Source organism: Mesorhizobium sp. M0772 (assembly GCF_040320135.1).
In the GTDB taxonomy this organism is placed as follows: Bacteria; Pseudomonadota; Alphaproteobacteria; order Rhizobiales; family Rhizobiaceae; genus Mesorhizobium.
This window is the reverse complement of sequence record NZ_JAMYPB010000126.1, coordinates 1-716: the sequence shown is the minus strand read 5'-3', so window position 1 is coordinate 716 and position 716 is coordinate 1. Positions and strand designations below refer to the sequence as shown.

Below are 716 nucleotides of genomic sequence, written 5' to 3'. Positions count from 1 at the left end.
TTGTCGGCGTTGGTGACGAAGTAGGGCGAGAGATAGCCGCGGTCGAACTGCATGCCTTCGACGACTTCCAGCTCGGTCTCGGCGGTCTTGGCTTCCTCAACCGTAATGACGCCTTCATTGCCGACCTTCTGCATCGCTTCGGCGATCATGGCGCCTACCGACTCGTCGCCATTGGCCGAGATCGTGCCGACCTGGGCAACTTCCTCGGAGGTCTTGATCTTCTTGGCAGCCTTGCCGAGAGCCGCGACGACTTCGGTCACGGCCAGGTCGATGCCGCGCTTCAGGTCCATCGGGTTCATGCCGGCGGCAACCGCCTTGTGGCCTTCCTGGACGATCGACTGCGCCAGGACGGTCGCGGTCGTGGTGCCGTCGCCGGCGATGTCGTTGGTCTTCGAAGCAACTTCGCGGACCATCTGCGCGCCCATGTTTTCGAACTTGTCTTCAAGCTCGATTTCCTTGGCGACGGTGACGCCGTCCTTGGTTATGCGCGGTGCGCCGAACGACTTGTCGATGACGACGTTGCGGCCCTTGGGGCCGAGCGTGACCTTCACCGCGTCGGCGAGGATGTTGACGCCGCGCAGCATGCGCTCGCGGGCGTCGCGGGAGAATTTTACGTCTTTAGCAGCCATTTTTTAGCTCCTGGCAGGGGGCTTGCGATCAAGCCCGAAATTAGTTGACGGTGAGGCCGATAATCAGCCGATGATGCCCATAATGTC

At 61.3% G+C, this 716-nt stretch carries 1 protein-coding gene; it reads right to left on the bottom strand.

What is annotated here, in order from left to right; all coding sequences use genetic code 11:
- The coding region (groEL, locus tag NKI06_RS30995; protein WP_352887388.1) for a chaperonin GroEL at positions 1-629 on the bottom strand (629 nt) is incomplete at its 3' end.
- Positions 630-716 lie beyond the last annotated feature (87 nt).